Origin of the sequence: Glutamicibacter sp. PAEs-4 (genome assembly GCF_051161755.1) — a bacterium.
In the GTDB taxonomy this organism is placed as follows: domain Bacteria; phylum Actinomycetota; class Actinomycetes; order Actinomycetales; family Micrococcaceae; genus Glutamicibacter; species Glutamicibacter nicotianae.
Window position 1 is genome coordinate 2,253,694 of the sequence record NZ_CP195017.1, and the last position, 13,866, is coordinate 2,267,559.

Annotated in this window: 8 protein-coding genes and 3 tRNA genes; 3 read left to right on the forward strand and 8 right to left on the reverse strand. The window is 57.9% G+C overall.

Going from position 1 to position 13,866, the window contains the following annotated elements; genetic code table 11:
* The first annotated feature begins 29 nt into the window (after window positions 1–29).
* The gene (locus ACR9WD_RS10585) at window positions 30–2,021 is read left to right on the forward strand and encodes a TPM domain-containing protein (RefSeq protein ID WP_344695824.1); all 1,992 of its coding nucleotides are present in this window, start codon (window positions 30–32) and stop codon (window positions 2,019–2,021) included.
* A gap of 71 nt (window positions 2,022–2,092) precedes the next feature.
* Window positions 2,093–2,824 carry a PspA/IM30 family protein gene (locus tag ACR9WD_RS10590; protein ID WP_038990570.1) on the forward strand — a complete coding sequence of 244 codons (732 nt, stop codon included), beginning with the start codon at window positions 2,093–2,095 and terminating at the stop codon, window positions 2,822–2,824.
* A 116-nt stretch (window positions 2,825–2,940) separates the two neighbouring features.
* Here ACR9WD_RS10590 and ACR9WD_RS10595 read toward each other — a convergent pair.
* The 5 genes from ACR9WD_RS10595 to ACR9WD_RS10615 form a co-directional block, all read right to left on the reverse strand.
* Window positions 2,941–3,014 (reverse strand) — tRNA-Met (locus ACR9WD_RS10595).
* Between the two features lie 336 nt (window positions 3,015–3,350).
* A tRNA-Met gene (locus ACR9WD_RS10600) sits at window positions 3,351–3,424 on the reverse strand.
* 417 nt (window positions 3,425–3,841) lie between these two features.
* Window positions 3,842–3,915, reverse strand: a tRNA-Met gene (locus ACR9WD_RS10605).
* 60 nt (window positions 3,916–3,975) lie between these two features.
* Window positions 3,976–7,011, reverse strand: a complete 3,036-nt coding sequence (locus ACR9WD_RS10610; protein WP_052253641.1) for a UPF0182 family membrane protein — start codon at window positions 7,009–7,011, stop codon at window positions 3,976–3,978.
* A gap of 129 nt (window positions 7,012–7,140) precedes the next feature.
* Entirely contained in the window at window positions 7,141–8,181 is a 1,041-nt protein-coding gene (locus ACR9WD_RS10615; protein ID WP_073705985.1) for a S16 family serine protease, read from the reverse strand.
* Window positions 8,182–8,437: 256 nt separating this feature from the next.
* Between ACR9WD_RS10615 and ACR9WD_RS10620 the strand changes: the two genes are divergently transcribed.
* On the forward strand, window positions 8,438–9,862 hold the full coding sequence (locus ACR9WD_RS10620) for a zinc-dependent metalloprotease (protein ID WP_434922056.1): 1,425 nt from the start codon (window positions 8,438–8,440) through the stop codon (window positions 9,860–9,862).
* A 61-nt stretch (window positions 9,863–9,923) separates the two neighbouring features.
* Here ACR9WD_RS10620 and ACR9WD_RS10625 read toward each other — a convergent pair whose 3' ends face one another.
* The 3 genes from ACR9WD_RS10625 to nudC all read right to left on the reverse strand — a co-directional run bounded on the left by ACR9WD_RS10625 (window position 9,924) and on the right by nudC (window position 13,712).
* Window positions 9,924–10,535, reverse strand: a complete 612-nt coding sequence (locus ACR9WD_RS10625) for a M48 family metallopeptidase (protein ID WP_158024644.1) — start codon at window positions 10,533–10,535, stop codon at window positions 9,924–9,926.
* Between the two features lie 127 nt (window positions 10,536–10,662).
* Window positions 10,663–12,786, reverse strand: a complete 2,124-nt coding sequence (locus ACR9WD_RS10630) for an ATP-dependent DNA helicase UvrD2 (RefSeq protein WP_073705983.1) — start codon at window positions 12,784–12,786, stop codon at window positions 10,663–10,665.
* A complete protein-coding gene (nudC, locus tag ACR9WD_RS10635; RefSeq protein ID WP_073705982.1) occupies window positions 12,783–13,712 on the reverse strand; it encodes an NAD(+) diphosphatase in 930 nt (309 codons plus the stop codon). Before nudC ends, ACR9WD_RS10630 begins: the two co-directional genes overlap by 4 nt.
* Between the last annotated feature and the right edge of the window lie 154 nt (window positions 13,713–13,866).

Sequence of the window (13,866 nt, forward strand, 5' to 3'; positions counted from 1 at the left end):
CAGCCTCTTTCGGCTTATCGGCACCGGCAATGGCTGAATCGCCGGTTACTATTCCACCCGGCGATTTCGTAGTCGATTCTTCAGGTGTGCTTGGTTCGGACGAGTCGCGCTTGGAGTCCGAAATCAAAGAGCTCCGCAGCGATACAGGGTTGAATCTATTCGCGGTATTCGTCGATGAGTTCTCGAACCCAGCCCAAGCTGATCAATGGGCCACCGAGGTTGCCAACAAGAAGGGGCTGGGCAGTGCCGACTCCATCTTGGTGGTAGCAACCCAGACCCGGCAGGCATATTTTGCTGGCGCGAAGGGAGGCCCAATTGCCGCGGCCGCCACCGAAATCTACAGCAGCCAGATCAGTCCAGCACTCGGCGAAAATGACTGGGCTGGCGCCGTTGATGGCGCTATCGATGGCATGCGCAGTGTTGAAGGCGGTGGCAGCCCCGATGGCTCTTCCTCTGGCGGGGGTTTCCTAACAGTCGTTCTGGTCATTGGCGCAGTCGCTGTGGTTGGGTACCTGTTCCTTTCACGGCGCAGCAAGAAGAAGACCGCCTCACTCGGCCAGGGCCCGGGTCAACACCCTGGAAATTATGGCTCTCCTGCGCCGCGACAACAGTTGATCCCGCTGGACAAGCTCCGTTTACAGGCAGATCAATTGCTGGTAGCAGCAGACGACTCGATTCGTTCTTCCCAGCAGGAATTGGGCTTCGCCGAGGCTCAGTACGGGAAGCAAGCGGTCCAGGTCTATCTGGAAGATATCGAACAGGCCAAAACCCACCTGTCGGAATCCTTCCGTTTGCAGCAGCAGTTGGATGACGATATCCCGGATACCGAACAGGATCAGCGTTCTTGGCTGAATGAAATCATTGACCGGTGCCAGAAGGTTAACCATTCCCTGCAGGCTCATGCCAACGAGTTCAAGCAGTTGCGCCAGCTGGAGCAGAATGCGGAGGATCGCATTACTGAGGTTTCAGCGAATCAAGAACCGCTCAATCAGAGGCTTTCGGCTAGAGTTGCCGATTTGGAACGCCTCGCTGGCCGATACGATGCCAGCGCAGTTGCACAGATCAAGGACAATGCCGAACAAGCCGCAGAACGTTTGACCTTTGCGTCATCTGCCTTGAAGCAGGCATCGCAGAAACTGGCCAATGACCGTCCCAATGCCGCGATCTTGATCCAAAACGCGGAAGAAGCGCAGGACCAAGCCGACGTGTTGCTCAAAGCCATCAACAAAGCCGGCGAAGCGTTGGAGCAAGCCCAGCAAGACTTGAAGTCGTCAATGGCACTAGCCGAACGGGACCTGGCCCAAGCGAAAGCTTTCATGGCAAACGGTTCGAATCCCGGGTTGGCGAGTGCCGTGGCCGGTGTGGAAAGCGCACTGAATAATACCAAGCAAGCCTTGAACAGCGACCGATACAACCCGCTAGCGTTAATCACCCAGCTCGACGAGGCCGTGCGCCCGCTCTCAGAGGCCCTGTCCAGTTCGCGTGACCGGGCGCAGCAGGAACAGTCTGCCCGTGCGCAGCTTGATTCTCTCTTGCACACGGCGGCATCACGCATCAGCGGCACGGACGATTACATCCGTGCCCGTCGCGGTGGCGTACGTTCCTCGGCACGCACCCGTCTTGCTGAAGCGCAACGCACCTTCGATGAAGCCCGTTCGCTTTCCGGCAGCGATCCGCTGCGTGCCGTGGGTTCGGCGCAACGTGCAATTCAGTTGGCTGATCAGGCTGCGCAGATGGCCGAAAACGATGTCAGTGGATTTGACGGTTTTGGCGGCTCCCGCGGATACGGAAATTACGGCAACTACGGCCGCGGCCGCGGTGGCGGGATGTTTGATGGCATCGGCGGTGCCATGCTCGGCGGCATCCTGATAAACACTATCCTCGGTGGCGGAAGCCACGGCGGTCATTCGGATGGCGGCGACGGCGGAGGATTCTTCGGCGGGGGCGGCTTCGGCGGCTTTGGCGACGGAGGCGGTTTCGGAGGAGGTGACTTCGGAGGCGGCGGAGGCGGCAATTTCTAGTTTGCCGGAATAGATTCACTAGTTGTTTTGAAGTACCTAATGTTTTTCCTGACGGACAGAAAGGTCCAACCATGATCAAGCAGTCAATCTTCGGACGCATTTCCCAGCTGGCCAAGGCCAACATCAATGCGATGCTCGACGCAGCTGAAGACCCTCAGAAAATGATGGATCAGATGGTGCGCGACTACAACGACAATATCGCTGAAGCAGAGCAGGCGATTGCCCAGACCATCGGCAACCTGCGCATGCTGGAAGACGACTACCGCGAGGACGAGCAGGCAGCTTCCGAGTGGGGTGCCAAAGCACTGGCAGCGTCCAACAAGGCGGAGGAATTCCGCTCCGCAGGCAAGGCAGATGATGCCGCGAAGTTCGACAACTTGGCTAAGGTCGCCATCCAGCGCCAGATGCAGGCCGAGTCCGAGATGAAGACTGCAGAGCCAACGATTACATCGCAGCGCCAAATCGTGGACAAGCTCAAGAGCGGTTTGAACATGATGAAGGAAAAGCGCACAGAGTTGGCCAGCAAGCGCGACGAGCTGGTCGCCCGCGCCAAGTCGGCTCACGCTCAGAACCAGGTCAACGAAGCCATCAAATCCGTGAACATCATGGATCCATCCAGCGAGATCGGCCGCTTCGAGGAAAAGGTTCGCCGCGAAGAAGCCCGAGTCCGCGGTGCTGCAGAATTGCAGGCGTCAAGCCTGGACGCCCAGTTCGAGTCCCTGGAAGATCTGGGTGAGCAGACCGAAGTTGAAGCTCGTCTGGCGGCTCTGAAGGCCAAGCAGGCTGGTACTTTGGAGAGCTAGGAACTCGAATAACGGGATATAGTCAATTGGCTGGTAGTGCGCAAGCATGCCAGCCAATTGCTTATGATGATTAAACAAGAAACGGAGACTCTTTCGAATCTCCGTTTCCACTTTCGTGGCGGGGAGAGGATTTGAACCTCCGACCTCCGGGTTATGAGCCCGGCGAGCTACCGAACTGCTCCACCCCGCGTCGGTAAATACAACTTTACCAATCGGTGAATGACTTGGCCAATCCTGAGGAAGTGCGCTTGCTCACGCAAAGATCCAGCATTCTGAAGGCATCGAACAATGCACCAGTCCCACACAGCATGAGCGGGTAACGAAGGATCTTTTCAGATGCACCTGGTAGGCCTGCAAGAGAATTAGCTGTCGGGAACCAGGTGGCCAATCGCACCGACTCGCGGCGGGGCAGAGATCGGAGTTACTGATTTCGCGGGTCTGATCGACGACTGGCCGTGATCCGGCGGCGCCAAGCTGCCAAGACAAAGAAAACGGAGACCCTTTCGGATCTCCGTTTCCACTTTCGTGGCGGGGAGAGGATTTGAACCTCTGACCTCCGGGTTATGAGCCCGGCGAGCTACCGAACTGCTCCACCCCGCGTCGGTAAATACAACTTTACCAACTGTTTAACTCAATAGCGAATCGAAAAGCGTGTCCTTAATCCCACTCCGCTCGAATGCCTCACCTGACCCGAATTATTCTGCGGTGCTGCCCATATTTCTTGCACTGACTGCACCCGGCCCGCAAGTTTGCGAGCGGCCGTGCTCGGACCTGGGAAAGCAAATGCATCTGCCGATGTCCTTGCCCGTAGCCGTGTAACGGGCATACATCGACCGCGGGGTGGCGTCAGAGAGACGTTGTCTTGTGCCACCAGACGATCTCCCTGCGTACGGATTAGCGACGCGTCCAGAGCCCAGACCCCCCAATTGCCTCCCGGGCGTCCTCTGGGTTCGGTGGCTGGAGAGTTTCAGGTTAACGCAAAATGGAGATCCTTTCGGATCTCCATTTTGCCATTCGTGGCGGGGAGAGGATTTGAACCTCTGACCTCCGGGTTATGAGCCCGGCGAGCTACCGAACTGCTCCACCCCGCGATGACTAGACAATTCTTGCATCATCGCGGTGTGAAAGCAAATCGGCAGTTACTGCTATTCCTAGCCTTCAGCGCCATCGGTTGGCGCTGGCGACTGGGAGGCATCGTTATTCTGGCCTTCGTCCAGTTTCACGTCCCCCTCAACCTCGGTGCCGTTGATGGCAGCATCTGCCTCCATCGCACGGTTCAAGGCGTCCTCCAGCTGCTTCTGCGATTCACCGTAAGCGCCGAAGTCGCCCTTGGCCAATGCTTCCTGACCATTCTTGATGGCTTCGTTCGCATCCGCCAGAGCTTCAGTCAGCTTCTCGGTATCGGTCTGGGTCGGTTCGGCCTCGCCTTCAGGGTCTTCGCTCGGCGACACGCCTTCGGTCTCACCGGTTACCGCACCGGAATCGCCACCAAAGACTTCATCCAGTGCTTCAGCCAGCGTGTCGGCGAAGCCGACCTTGTCACCGAAGGAAACCAGAACCTTGCGCAAGGTAGGGTAGCTAGTCTGGCCCGAAGACTGGACGTATACAGGCTGGACGTAGAGGATACCGCCGCCAACTGGCAAGGACAGCAGATTGCCGTTCTTTACTTCCGAGGCACCCTGGCGCAGCAGGTTCAGTTCGGTGGTCACACGGGTGTTGGTATCGAAGTTCTGCTGCGCCTGACCCGGGCCAGGAACGGCAGTGTCTCGTGGCAGCTCAAGCAGCCGCAGCTTGCCGTAGTCGTCGGCCTTCTCCCCCGGCGTGGAGCCGGCATCGGCATTCGCCGATAGGAAGCCGAAGAGCACGTTGCGCTGCTGGCCATTGGCTGCCGCAGCCGGGATGAAGGTCGAGGTCAGCGAGAACGACGCTTCGTCCTGGGTAGGCATCTTCAAGGACATGAAGTATGGCGGCTGCTTCACGCCGGCAGCAGACGAGGTTGGATCGTCCGGCACGGCCCACGCATCGTTGGACTCGTAGAACGCATCCGGGTTGTCCACGTGGTATGTGGTCAGCACTTCACGCTGCACCTTGAACATGTCCTCCGGATAGCGCACGTGCTCCATCAGCTCAGCGGACATATCATCCAGCGGGTTCAGGGCCGTAGGGAAGATCTTCTGCCAAGACTGCAGGATTGGATCTTCGGTGTCCCAGGCGTAGAGTTTGACCGATCCGTCATAGGCGTCGACGGTGGCCTTCACCGAGTTGCGCAAGTAGTTCACGCGACCGGTCAGCGACAGATCCTGCGCGTTGGTCAGCGAGTCGGTCACTGCCGAATCCAGCTGCTGCTGCTGGGAATATGGGAAGTCATTCGAGGTCGTGTAGCCATCGATGATCCACTGCACCCGGCCATCGACAATGGCAGGGTACGCTTGGGAATCCAACGTGAGGTACGGTGCAACCTTGCTGACACGATCGCGAGGGTCGCGATCGTACAGGATCTGCGATTCGCTATTGACGTTCTGTGAGAGCAACAGGTCGGTGGAGGCGAACTTCAGTGCGTAGACCAGGCGGTTGAACAAGTTGCCAACGTTCGGACCGCCATCGCCCTTGAAGGTATAGCGGGTGTCCTGGTTCTCGCCACCGGTACCCGGGCGGTCAAGCTCCTGGTCGGTCCATCCCTCATCCGGTCCGCCCACAATCGAATAGGACGGAGAATTCTCACCGAAGTAGATCCGCGGTTCGTATTCCTTGTCGGTGATCAAATCACCAGAGGTCGGGATGCCACCGAGCATGAAGTCCGGACGACCACCGGCAGCGACACGGTTGCCGTATGCGGCCACCAGGCCGTAGCCGTGGGTGTAGTTGATGTGCTGGTTCACCCAGGTGTCGGTTGGATCGACGTTCACTTCACGGGCGGCAATAACGGTATCTTCCACCTTGCCGTCGATCTCGTAGCGATCAACGTTCAGGGTCTCGGCGAAGGTGTAGTAGCCACGGAACTGCTGCAGCTGTGCGAAAGCAGCCGAAACCAGGTTCGGATCCAGCAGACGGATGTTCGCGGTGGTGGCAGTTTCCTTCGCCAGCGCATTCTTCTCGGTCGAGATCTTTGCGTCGTAGTCGGTCACTTCCACGTCATCCAGGCCGAATGCCAAACGAGTCATCTCGATATTGCGCTCAATGTACTCGCTCTCCAGCGCCTTCTGCGAAGGGACCACCTTGTACTGCTGGACTAGGAACGGGTAGACGCCGCTGGCAACAATCATCGTTGCTACCAGCATGGCGGTGCCAATCAATGGCAAGCGCCAACGCCCGTTGATCGCCGCAATCACGAAGGTGATGGCGATCAGGATCGCCACGATGGCCAGAATCATCTGCGCCGGGATGACTGCATGGACATCCTTGTACAGCGCACCGGCGACACGGCCTGACTGGTCAGTGAGGGTCTCGTACTGGCCGATCCAGAAGTTCACGGCCTGGAAGAGCAGAAAGATTCCGACAACAACTGCGGTGTGCACGCGAGCAGCCTTGCCAACAGTAATGCCACCGCGTTCTTCGACACGGATTCCGCCGTAGAGGTAGTGGGTCAGCAGACCGGCCACGCCGCTGAGCAGCACGACCGAGATCAAGAAGCCGTTGACCAGCGCAATGAAGGGAAGGGAGAAGACAAAGAAGCCCAGATCCATATTGAACTGGGGGTCAGTGCTTCCGAAACCGACCTGGTTGAAGAACAGCAAGATCGTCTGCCACTGTCCTGCCACGGCAACGGCGGCGAAAATGCCAATCACCAGTGGAATGCCCACCATCAGGAAACGGCGCACTGGTTCCAACTGGGCCTGGTAGCGCGACATGGAATCGGGACGGTTCGAGTTGGGTGCATAGACCGGGCGGTGCTTGTAGGCACTGCGCATCGAGAACCACATGGGAACTGCCATCAACACCAAAGCGATCAGGAAGATCACTAGTTTGGCGATCCGCTCAGTCCAGTAGACCTCGGAGAAACCCAGCTGGTTGAACCAGAGGATATCAGCGTAGAAATTCGACAAGAAAACGAAGACCGCGACGAGGATGACCACCGCGAAGATGGTCAGGGTCAGCGGCGACGCTTTCTTGCCTGAAGGGTTGGAAGGTCGTTGTGGCTCTTGGGGTCGCGGAGGACCCCCGAACGGACTATCCGATCCGAATGACACTATCTATTCCTTACTTTGGGTTCTTCCCGCCGTTTCCAACGGGAGAACTCGTGTACCTAATTCATGAACGGGCGTTATGCACGAGATTGGTTTCCTTGCATCAATTCTTCCTTTGATGCACGGCTAAATCTATTCGCATGTCGTGAAAGTCGCCGGGTCTTGCCCCTTGGCGATTTTCTCTAAGGCATGGCGGGCCTCCGACAGGGTCGCTACCTTGATGACATCGAGTCCGGCGGGAACTCGGCCAATGACTTCAGCACAGTTATCGGCTGGTGCCAAGAACACCGTCGCCCCATTGTTCTTGGCTGCCACCATCTTCTGGGCTATGCCACCGATTGGACCGACCGCACCACCGGCAGAAATTTCGCCGGTGCCGGCAATGTGGTGGTCCCCCGCCAGCGAGCCTTCAGTCAAGCGGTCAATGATCGCCAAGGCAAACATCATCCCGGCGCTCGGACCGCCTACGTTTTCCAACCCGAAACTCACGTCGATGGGGAACTCGTATTCACTACCCAAGAAGACACCCAACTGGCGTTCGCCATTCTCGGCCTCTTTGGTATGGACGGTGACGTCCACATTGCTGTAGACACCATGCTTATCCGGTCGGCCGACGGTAAGGGTTGCTGGTTTTGCCCCGTGGTCGTTCAGGCTCTCCTTCAGCTGCTCCAGCGAAGTAATCTTCTCCCCTTCGAACTCCAGCAAGCGGTCCTTCGGTTCCAGCACCTTTTCATTCGTGTCGGCGGAGAAGTCCGCGACTGTCAGCCATTCGGTGAAGTCTTTGCCGAGCTCGGTCAACGCCGCCGCTACAGCCAAGTCCTGCGAAGAAGTCATCAGGAAATCGTTTTGCTCATTCTTTTCTTCCGAGGAGACTCCACGGGAAATAATCGTTTCTTCGGGGACGACATCCTTGGCCGGATTAATCAGTGCTTCGAGCACGACAGGAATGGTAATCCGGTTCTGCCCGCCACCCTGGACATAAATGGTCAACAGGTCCAAGACACTGTCCGAAGGGTATGATTCGGCCCCCTTGATGGACACCACATCGTGTCCATTGTCCTCGCCCAACGTGTTGAACACGGGGCCCGGCGATCGGATCATGAAATGCGTGGGGAGAAACATCATTACGCCGATCAGGAGCAGTGCAACGATGCCGGAACTGGTGCGTTTCATGGTTTTGGAACCTTGAGGAGCACGGCCGGAATTACCTGGCTCCTGAGTCGAGTCTTGTGGTTCCCGTACGTGCACTGATCTTGCTCCCGCCAACTGTCAAAAAATACGCGGATCCGTCCTCGCAGACATCCCCACTCTTAGCCTACTGAAGCCATGGGTCTAAAAACATCAGCACCAAGGCGTATTCGATGTGCCGAAAGCGAACTGGAGCCCAGATTCATGGGAACTATCAGGCGCTCGCGGTAGTTTTAAAGGCATGGCACAGAACCCCCCGAACAACCGCCCAAACGGCGATGACGACGAAAACAATCCGCAGGACCCATTTTCTGCGATGTTTGGTCAGCTCTTCGGTGGCGGATTCGACCCGAATGACCTCCCGCCGCAGCTTCGTGATGCCCTTGGCGCTCAAGGCGATCCGGCTGCGATGCAGAAAATGATGCAGCAGGCCCAGGCCATGATGTCCGCGATGATGAGCAATAACGCTTCTTCTGGTCCGGTGAACTGGAAGCTTGCATCCGACACAGCGTTGCAGGCATATGCCAGCGATGATCCTGCTGTTTCCGAAGCGCGGAACAGCGCCATCAGCGATGCTTCAAACCTGTCGGGATTGTGGCTGGATAACGCCACGGTGTTCGAGTCGAACGGCCACGCGACAGAGGTGTGGACTCGCAAACGATGGTACGACAAGACTTTGGCCACGTGGAAGCAGGTCACCGAACCTGTTGCCGAGTCCGTGGCCAAGGCCATCACCACCGCGATGAAAGACCAGATTCCCGAAGAGATGAAGGGCATGCTCGGCAACGCCGATGGCATGTTCCGCAACCTCGGGGCCAGCATGTTCGGCATGCAGCTGGGTACTGCTTTGGGCGGCTTGGCAACCGATGTTCTTGGCGGCACCGATATCGGCTTGCCGCTGGCAGGAACCACTCCCGGAATTATCGCGACCAATGTCAGCAAGTTTGGCGACGGCCTTGAAATCCCCGAGCAGGAAGTCCTGCTGTATGTGATTCTCCGCGAGAAGGCACATACGCGATTGTTCAACCGGGTGCCATGGCTGAGCTCCAAGTTGATTGGCGCCGTCGAATCCTACGCTCGCGGCATCCACATCGACATGTCGCGAATCGAAGATGCCGTACGCGGCATTGATCCGTCCAACCCGGAAGCCCTGCAGTCGATGCTGGGCGAAGGGATATTCACCCCGCAGCGCACCCCAGCCCAGGAGAAAGCTCTTGAGAACCTCGAGCTGACGTTGGCATTGATCGAAGGCTGGGTTGACCACGTAGTTTCCTTGGCTGCCCAGAACTTGCCATTTGCCGGCCACCTGCGCGAGACGATGCGTCGCCGCCGTGCATCCGGTGGTCCGGCGGAGACCGCTTTCGCATCTCTGGTTGGCCTTGAACTGCGCCCGCGCAAGCTTCGTGAAGCGGCTGCACTCTGGGAGCATCTGTACGATGAGCGTGGTATCGACGGCCGTGACGCCGTATGGGACCACCCTGACCTGATGCCTACTGCAGAAGATCTCACCGATCCCAAGGGGTTTACGCATCGCCGTGAAGTTGCCGCAACCGAGTTCGATGACTTCGACGCGGCGTTGGGCAAGCTCTTGGACGGCGGTTTCGACAATGTCGAATCCGATTCCGAGGACGACGATCCTGGCAAGCCAGAGAATCCAAAGAGCTGACTAGGCTAAGACATCGAAGGAGGGATGTGCACACGTGCACACCCCTCCTTTTTGTGTTGGACTACTGTTCCTCGTCATGGCCGAAACCGGACAGCTCATCTTCGTCACGGCCCAGTTCCTTGGCGTGGGCGTTGTATCCGGCGTGAAAGGCCTCTAAGAAAATATCCGCATGCGCTCTGCGTTCGAATCGGTTCAGCAACGCCTGGAATCCTGGTCCGTGGCCGGCACTAGGAGCCACGAGATGCGCTAATTCATGGACGAGCACATAGTCCTGCACCCAGCTGGGCATATGCTGCAACGTGATCGATAAGCGGATGCTGCGCTGCCGATATGAAGCCGAGCCCCAGCGCTTGTTCTGGTTGGCTACCCAGCGCACCGATTGCGGCGCGGCCTTGCCGGCAAAGTACTGCTGGTCGAGTGACGCAGCACGGCGAGCCAGCGCGTCATCGGTAAGACCAGCTGTGCGTGCCTGGCGTCCCTTGCGATACTTCGCGATCATCTCTTCAACGAAGGCACGTTCCGTTCTTTCGTCCAGCGCCGCAGGAACCTGGATAATCAGCCGATTATCGCGCCATTGGGATGAAATAGTTTTCTTGCGCTTGGCTGAACGGAGAATCCGCACGGGAATTTCGTCCGGCGCTACGAAGTCGACAGTATTTGGAAAAGCTGGCATGGCACAGCGCCCCATTCCTCGATTATGGCAGTGAAGCGGATCCTCCTATCCACCCACTGAGTCATCTCATTAAGCTAAGCCCGGGGCCCGAAGCACTTCGCCTCTGGTACACCGGCTGTGGAGAACCCTAGGCGCGGCGCTCGCCAACGACCGCCAATACCGCCTCGCCATATCGTTCAAGCTTGCTGCGACCCACTCCTGGAATCTTCGACAATCCCTGGATTGAATCCGGCTGGTGCTCCGCGATAGACATGAGGGTTGCATCGGTGAAGATGACGAAAGCGGGGACCGCATTGGACTGGGCAACTTCCGATCGCCATTCACGCAAGTCCTCGAACAGTGCCTCATCATAAGCAGCCGGGCATGAGGCGCAACGCTTGAGCTTCCGCTCCTTCGCACTGGTCAAGAACGAGCCGCAGGTCATGCAGACGGCTGGCGTGATTTTCTGTTCACGCTTGCGATAGCTGGTCTGCTGCCTGCTGCTGGCTTGGCGTACTGATTTAATCCCATCCAAGAATCGCGATGGGTAACGGTGCGCACGTCCACCCGGCGTCCTGGCAAGCGACCAGGACAGGTACAGGTGCTTCCGTGCACGGGTAATGCCCACGTACAGCAAGCGCCGTTCTTCGTCGAAGCCCGCTTGATCCTTGGCATAGGAAATCGGGACCAAGCCTTCGTTCAACCCGACAAGAAATACGGCGTCCCACTCCAACCCCTTAGCCGCATGGAAGGACGCCAAAGTGACGCCATCTAGCGTCGGCGCGTGCTGGATCGCCGCGCGGTCTTCGAGCTCCTTGACCACATCGTGCAGCGTGGCATCGATGTCCTGTTCTTTCTTGAAAGCAACGACTTCATCGGCCAGGCGAACCAGTGCCGACATCGACTCCCAACGCTGGCGCACTGCACCGGTGCCGCCACTCGGAGCGTTCACCGAGTAGCCATGCGAGGAAAGGATATCGCGTACCATCTGCGCGACCGGAGCATCCGCGGCAACACTCAAGCCGGCCCGCAGCGCGAGCATGCCTTCCTTCACCTCGCGGCGGGAGAAGAATCGTTCTGCGCCACGCATCACATAGGGAATGGAATGTCCCGTCAGAGCCTGCTCAAAGGCCTGGGACTGTCCGTTGGTGCGGTACAGGATGGCAATTTCGGAAATGTCCTGGCCGTTTTTGAGCAGCTGCTTGATCCGCTGTGCGACTTCAACGGCTTCGTTTTCGTCGTCAGTCGCTTCAAAGAATTCGGGGGCTGGACCGTGGTCGCGTTGCGCGATGAGTTCCAGCGGTTCTGGCCAGGTGACATGGCGGTCTGGGACCTGGGATTCAATGCGCCGGTTAGCCAGCACCTTGTTAGCCAAATTGACCACTTCAGGTGTGGAACGGTAATCGCGGACCAGCTTCACGACTTTCGCCTCCGGGAAGCGTGCACTGAAGTTCAGCAAGTAGTCAGGGCGCGCACCGGTAAACGAGTAAATGGTCTGGGAGGCATCGCCCACCACGCACAGCTCGTTGCGTTGTCCGAGCCAGAGATCCAGGAGCCGCTGCTGCAGCGGCGACACGTCCTGGTACTCGTCCACGACAAAGTGGCGGTACTGCTGGCGTACACTGGCTGCGACTTTTTCGTTGTCTTCCAGAATCGCAATGGTCAGCAGCAGCACATCCTCGAAGTCGATCACACCGCGGTCATCTTTAAGCTCTTCGTAGGTCTGGAAGATTCGAGCCATGCTGACTGATTCAAGACCGTTGGGCAGTTCGCGGGATGCTGCGATCTTGGCATAGCTCTCAGGTGTGTGCATGGACACCTTGGCCCACTCGATTTCGGCAGCAAGATCACGGACCATGGCACGGTCGCTGGAAATGCGCAGGCGACGCGCTGCTTCTGCGATCAACGGGGCCTTATGCTCAACCAGGTTCGGCAGGGTTCCGCCAATGGCCTGCGGCCAGAAGTACTGCAGCTGGCGCAACGCCGCCGCGTGGAACGTTCGCGTCTGCACGCCGGGGGCGCCGAGCTGACGCAAGCGGGTGCGCATTTCCGCGGCAGCACGAGTGGTGAAGGTCAGAGCCAGAACGCTGGTCGGGTTGTAGATGCCGGTATGCACGCCGTAGGCAATCCGGTGGGTAATGGCCCTGGTCTTTCCGGTTCCTGCGCCTGCCAGAATACACAGTGGACCGCTGAGGGTTTCAGCTGCTTGCCGCTGTTCAGCATCCAGTCCCGCTAGCAAATCGGTTGCTGGCGGATTGTCGTATTCGGTCACTTGCTCAGGGCCTCCGGAAGGGGTTCGCCGTACCACGTACGGATCAATGCGTGGGCTATCGAGACTCCACGCGGTATATCTATTGTTCCTGATTCCAAGGCCTCACGCAGTTCAGCTCGTGTGAACCAGCGAAGGTCCATGATTTCTGCGCCGTCGGGAACCAGCTCTTCGCTCAGGGCTTCAGCCGCGAAGCCAAGCATCAGAGAACGCGGCATTGGCCAAGGCTGGGAACCACGGTAGGCGACATCACCAACGCGCACGCCAGATTCCTCATAAATCTCGCGGCGCACGGCAGACTCCAGGGACTCCCCCGCCTCGACAAATCCTGCCAGCACCGAATACATCCGGTGCTTGAAGGCGGCATTGGATCCCAGCAGAAGTCGATCTTGGCTGTCTATCACCGAGGCAATGATTGCCGGGTCGGTGCGTGGAAAAAGCTCGTGGTCATTCTCTACGCAGCGCTGGCCCCAGCCGAAGGTGGCTGCCACGACTGGCGATCCGCAACGCGGACAAAACTTCTCCGAACGAATCCAGTTGGCGATCGCTTGCGCTTCCACGAAAAGTTCTGCATGCAGTTCGCGAAGCACGGTGAAACTTTCACGCAAGGTCACCCAGCGGTCAATACCACTGGTGGCATAATCTTCGGCATCAACGATAGCCAACACGTATTCGGTGCCTGCCGCGCGCCCCAAATACACCTGGCGTTCAGAGTCTTTCGCACGATACTGCGTTCCGTCGAGGAAGAAGAGTTCAGTTCCGGAAGTTGCCGCGCCACCGCCACTGATCAGCAGCACCTTGGTACTGGGTTGATTCAACAGGTTCGGCACAAGCGTCGGATCCTGCTTTTCGGTCAGCGGTCGCTCGATCAGCGACTGCCCGAAGTGAAGTCCGGTAAGCGGGGTTCGATAAATTTCTGCCAGAGCCATACCTCTAACCTAATGCACATTACACCCCAGAATCTTGATGCATTCTCATTGTGGATTGCAGTTGATGAATGAGATTCATCGCAACTCTGAACGTTGCCGGTGAATCCCGCCATATTCCGTGCGTCATTCAACGATAGAAAAGCGAATCTCGCAT

What these genes read in the sequence shown, in the direction of transcription:
- ACR9WD_RS10585 (WP_344695824.1), top strand. Translation starts at nt 30, where the DNA reads ATGGCTGAATCGCCGGTTACTATTCCACCCGGCGATTTCGTAGTCGAT.
- ACR9WD_RS10590 (WP_038990570.1), top strand. Translation starts at nt 2,093, where the DNA reads ATGATCAAGCAGTCAATCTTCGGACGCATTTCCCAGCTGGCCAAGGCC.
- ACR9WD_RS10615 (WP_073705985.1), bottom strand. Translation starts at nt 8,181, where the DNA reads ATGAAACGCACCAGTTCCGGCATCGTTGCACTGCTCCTGATCGGCGTA.
- ACR9WD_RS10620 (WP_434922056.1), top strand. Translation starts at nt 8,438, where the DNA reads ATGGCACAGAACCCCCCGAACAACCGCCCAAACGGCGATGACGACGAA.
- ACR9WD_RS10625 (WP_158024644.1), bottom strand. Translation starts at nt 10,535, where the DNA reads ATGCCAGCTTTTCCAAATACTGTCGACTTCGTAGCGCCGGACGAAATT.
- nudC (WP_073705982.1), bottom strand. Translation starts at nt 13,712, where the DNA reads ATGGCTCTGGCAGAAATTTATCGAACCCCGCTTACCGGACTTCACTTC.